This window comes from Microbacterium xerophyticum (genome assembly GCF_053543555.1).
Genome location: NZ_JBLVOB010000005.1, coordinates 343,884 through 347,721, shown reverse-complemented (window position 1 = coordinate 347,721; position 3,838 = coordinate 343,884). Strand labels below are relative to the sequence as shown.

Annotated in this window: 3 protein-coding genes; 1 reads left to right on the top strand and 2 read right to left on the bottom strand. The window is 69.2% G+C overall.

What is annotated here, in order from left to right:
• The first annotated feature begins 46 nt into the window (after window positions 1-46).
• Window positions 47-1,690: an MGH1-like glycoside hydrolase domain-containing protein gene (locus ACNPNP_RS06195; RefSeq protein ID WP_448965171.1), complete on the top strand. Its 1,644-nt coding sequence runs from the start codon at window positions 47-49 to the stop codon at window positions 1,688-1,690.
• Between the two features lie 22 nt (window positions 1,691-1,712).
• Here the strand turns inward: ACNPNP_RS06195 and ACNPNP_RS06190 are convergent, their stop codons facing one another.
• Both ACNPNP_RS06190 and ACNPNP_RS06185 read right to left on the bottom strand, forming a co-directional pair.
• Window positions 1,713-2,588, bottom strand: a complete 876-nt coding sequence (locus ACNPNP_RS06190; protein WP_448965170.1) for a glycoside hydrolase family 43 protein — start codon at window positions 2,586-2,588, stop codon at window positions 1,713-1,715.
• Window positions 2,589-2,639: 51 nt separating this feature from the next.
• Window positions 2,640-3,725, bottom strand: coding sequence for a M24 family metallopeptidase (locus tag ACNPNP_RS06185; RefSeq protein WP_448965169.1), 1,086 nt, complete (start codon window positions 3,723-3,725; stop codon window positions 2,640-2,642).
• Between the last annotated feature and the right edge of the window lie 113 nt (window positions 3,726-3,838).

The following is a 3,838-nucleotide window of genomic DNA, read 5'->3' as shown; positions in this document are numbered from 1 at the left end:
ACGCGTCGTCGTCCCCACCCGTGCACACGGATGACGAAGGGGAATGATGACCGAGGATGCACGGGCGCAGGCCCTTCGACGGCTGAGAGCCTCAGAGCCGGCCGCGAGCGCGGACATCGCGGGATCGCCGCTCGGCATCGAGCTCGCGGCATCCTCCGTGCGGTTCGCCGCACTCGGAGGTCCGCTGGAGGAGCGCTGGCACACCGCGCTCGCCGAGCTCGACCGCTGCATCCGGCCGCTCGCCGGCAGCGCTCCGGTGCTCAACGAAGGCGGCGTCTATCACGGTTCATGGCTCGAGAGCACGGGGACCATCAACGTCGAGGTGCTCGGGCGGTTCGCGCCGCAGATCGCCAAGGCCACGTTGCTGCTGTTCGCCGAGCACCAGCGCGATGACGGGATGATCCCCTACAAGGTGACCGCTGACGGCGCCGGCTTCAGTCAGATCCAGATCGTCACGCCACTCGCCAGGGTCGTGTGGCGTCATTTCGCGTCGACGGGCGATCGTGAGCTGCTGCAGACGATGTACCCGGTGATGGTCCGTTACGACTCATGGCTCGCGCGCTACCGCGACACCAGGGGGACGGGCGCCGTGGAGGCGTTCTGCACGTTCGACACCGGGCACGACCTCTCTCCCCGGTTCTGGTTCGCCCCTGATCGCGCATTCCGCGCAGACGCCCGCGAGTACGATCCCGCCGCATCGGGCATCCCGTATGCGGCGCCCGACCTCACGGCGAACGTCGCGTGCCAGCGCACCTATCTCGGACTCATCGCAGAGGAACTCGGCGAGGACGGTCAGGCATGGCGGGATGCCGCGCAGGCGTCGCTCGAGGCGCTGCACGAGCAGTGCTTCCACGAGGAGGACGGCTTCTACTACGACAGGGACCGCTCGGGTCGGCACGTGCGCATCCAGACCGATGTGCTCGCGCGGGTGCTGGCGTGCGAGGTGGGCGACGAGTCGTTCTTCGCCGCCAGCCTGCGCCGCTACCTGATGAACACCGGCAAGTTCCTCGCGCACTACGGCTTCACGACCGTGGCGATGGATGACCCGAGGTTCGACCATGACTCCTCGCGCAACTCCTGGGGCGGCCCGGTGAACTTCCTCGCACAGCTGCGCGCCCCGGACGCCTTCGAACGCCATGGTCACGTCGCCGAGCTCGCTCTGGCGTCATCGCCGGTGCTCGCCGCTCTCGCCGTGGCCGATCGCTTTCCCCAGTGCCTCGATCCGTGGTCGGGCGCTGCGGGCTACACCGAGGTGTACTCCCCGTCGATCCTGTGGTTCCTCGACGCGGTGGAACGCCACAGCGGAGTGCTCGTGCGACCGGACGGAGAGATCTGGTTCTCCGGGTTGGCGCCGACGAGGCTCGACCACGGCGCTGCTGCCGAAGCGGTGGGGTACGCGAGGACCGTGCACGGCGTCGAGTGGGAGCTGGTGGCCGACGACGATCTCGTCGAGGTGTTCCGCGACGGTGCGCCCGCGTTCTCGTTCCCACGCGGATGGCGCGTGGTGACAGACGAAGGCGGAGACGTGAGCGCGGTCATCGGGCTCACGGCGCAACCCGTGGCGGGCGAGCTGAGCCTGCCGAGCGGCACGATCGCTCTGAGCGTCGCACCGAACGAGCGTGTCGCGTTCGCCGGGGGAGTCCCGTCGGAGCGCGTCGAGGTCGAGTTCGTCGGTCCCGTCTTCGCCTGACGCACCGGCTCGCTCGCGTCGTTCAGCGCCGCAGCCGCAGCCCCTCTGCCGTCTCTTCGAGGGGGAAGAATCGCGCACGCTCGTCCGGCGTGCGGTTCGGCGTGTGCAACGTGAGGAACAGTTGCCCGTCGGGAGCCGCGAAGATCATGCCGTGCCCGCCGTCGGCGGGCCAGATCGCATCCGCGCTCTGCGTCCACGGTCCGAGGACCCCACCGGATGCCGACGTCGCGACGCCCATCGCGTACCCGGATTCGCCGAAGCTCGACCACAGCATCAGGAGGCGCCCGTCGGCCGTGCGATGCATCGACGGGCCGTCCGTGACGAACACCTGATCGAACTCGGGTCTCGGTATCGAGCGCGCCCAAGGGGCTTCGGAGGCACGGAACAACAGCACCGGTTCGCCGACGGCGGTGCGCAGGTCGTCGCTCAGCCTCACGGCGTGGATCTCGCCGTCTCCGACGTCCTTCCACTCGTGGCAGAAGACGAGGTGCGCAGCGCCGTCCTCGACGTGCAGCGTGCCGTCCAGGCACTCCCAATCGTGCGGCGTCAGCGGGCCGTCCGACCACGGTTCGTACGGGCCCTCCGGCCGCGACGATCGCAGGACCTGCGTGCCGCGACGTCGGCCTTCGGCGGTGAAGGTCGCGAACATGTAGTAGGCGCCGCGGTAGGCGTGCACCTCAGGAGCCCAGTACTGCGTGTGCGACCAGAAGTCCTCCGCAGGGCGGAACGCCGGCAGCGGCCCGTGCCACTCGTCGAAGTCGGTCGTCCAGTAGGTGTCGAATCCGGTCGCGGCACCGCTCCAGATGTTCGCATCGGTGCTGCCGAACAGCCACGACCGCTCTTCGCCGGGGACGGTGAGGACGAAGGGATCGCGGATCTGGATGTCGTCGAGGCGCATGTGATGCTCCCGGGGGTCGCCGGCGATGTGACGCCGGTAGGCGGTCTGCTGTCAGGAGAGGTCGAGGGTCGCAGGGCGCGGAAGCCCCCGGACATCGACGGTCGGCCACAGCGGGTCGACGGAGAGGATGTCGACACCGTCGGCGTCGACGATGACCGTGTCCTCGGCCTTCGCGTGCGGGGCCCAGGGATTCCACGCGAAGGCCCCGCCTGCGGCGACGAGCGTCGTCGTGGTCGGGTCTGCCTTGGGATCCCTGCCGAGGTAACCGGTGGGGCCGCCCTGATGATGCTCGCGCCACGCGGGGCGATCGGATGTTCCGAAGCCATGAATGGCGTACGCGGTCGCGATGTCGTCGAGAACCTCGCGCAGCTCGCGTCCTGGTCGCGTCGCGGCGAAGACATCGGCCTCGACCTCGCGGATGCTGATCTCGGCTGCGGTCTCCGCGCCGGCGAATCGTGCCCACCGCGTCAGGCTCACATGCAGGCCGAAGCGCTTCGCGGTGAGGACGACCATCACACGATCGCCGATCGCTGCCGATGTCGGCAGCGGATGCTGGATGCCGCCGCGCGCCGCCCCGGCGATGAGGATCACCGACGGCTCAGCGCCCGTGGAGAGGACGGCGTGCGCGAGCTCAGCAGCCACTTCGTACTCGGACATCCCAGGGTGGCACTGCTGGAGCACGTGCGTCATCGCCGCCGCGGCGTCGCGTCCGAGCATGCGGTACCGCTCGCGCTCGACCGGCAGGAGCGCGGCGCGGGCCTGACGCAGTGCTGACACGGCCTCGGTGTCCAGGAGGCTTTCCGGTGCGATCGCGGTGAGGTCGGTGAACCACGGGACGGCACGGACCTCGGCACCGGCGATCTCCTCCGTGGCGAGTCGTTCCACCTCGTTCTCGAGCGCCGTGACCACGGCCGCTCCATCGCGGTGGATCACTGCGGAGAACACCGGCGCGCCCCCGAAGGGGACGGCGGTGCGCGCGCCGTCGAAGTACCAGGAGAGGTTCTCCGGGCGGGTCAGGGCAATCGAATCGGCGCCGTGCTCGTCGAGGATCCTGACGAGGCGGTCGTGCTTCGCCGCACGATCTGCGGTGGGGGACACCGAACAGGTTCCGGCGTGCGTACCTGTGTGGCTCAGCACCGCTGCTCCTCTGCATGGAAAGAATCGGACGTCGCCACACTAATGGAGAAACCGCTTTCACGCATCTCTGAGCCGACGCACGCGCCTCTCGCACACATGAAGGAGCCCGTCCG

Coding starts and splice junctions, on each gene's coding strand:
- ACNPNP_RS06195 (WP_448965171.1), top strand. CDS start 47: ATGACCGAGGATGCACGGGCGCAGGCCCTTCGACGGCTGAGAGCCTCA.
- ACNPNP_RS06190 (WP_448965170.1), bottom strand. CDS start 2,588: ATGCGCCTCGACGACATCCAGATCCGCGATCCCTTCGTCCTCACCGTC.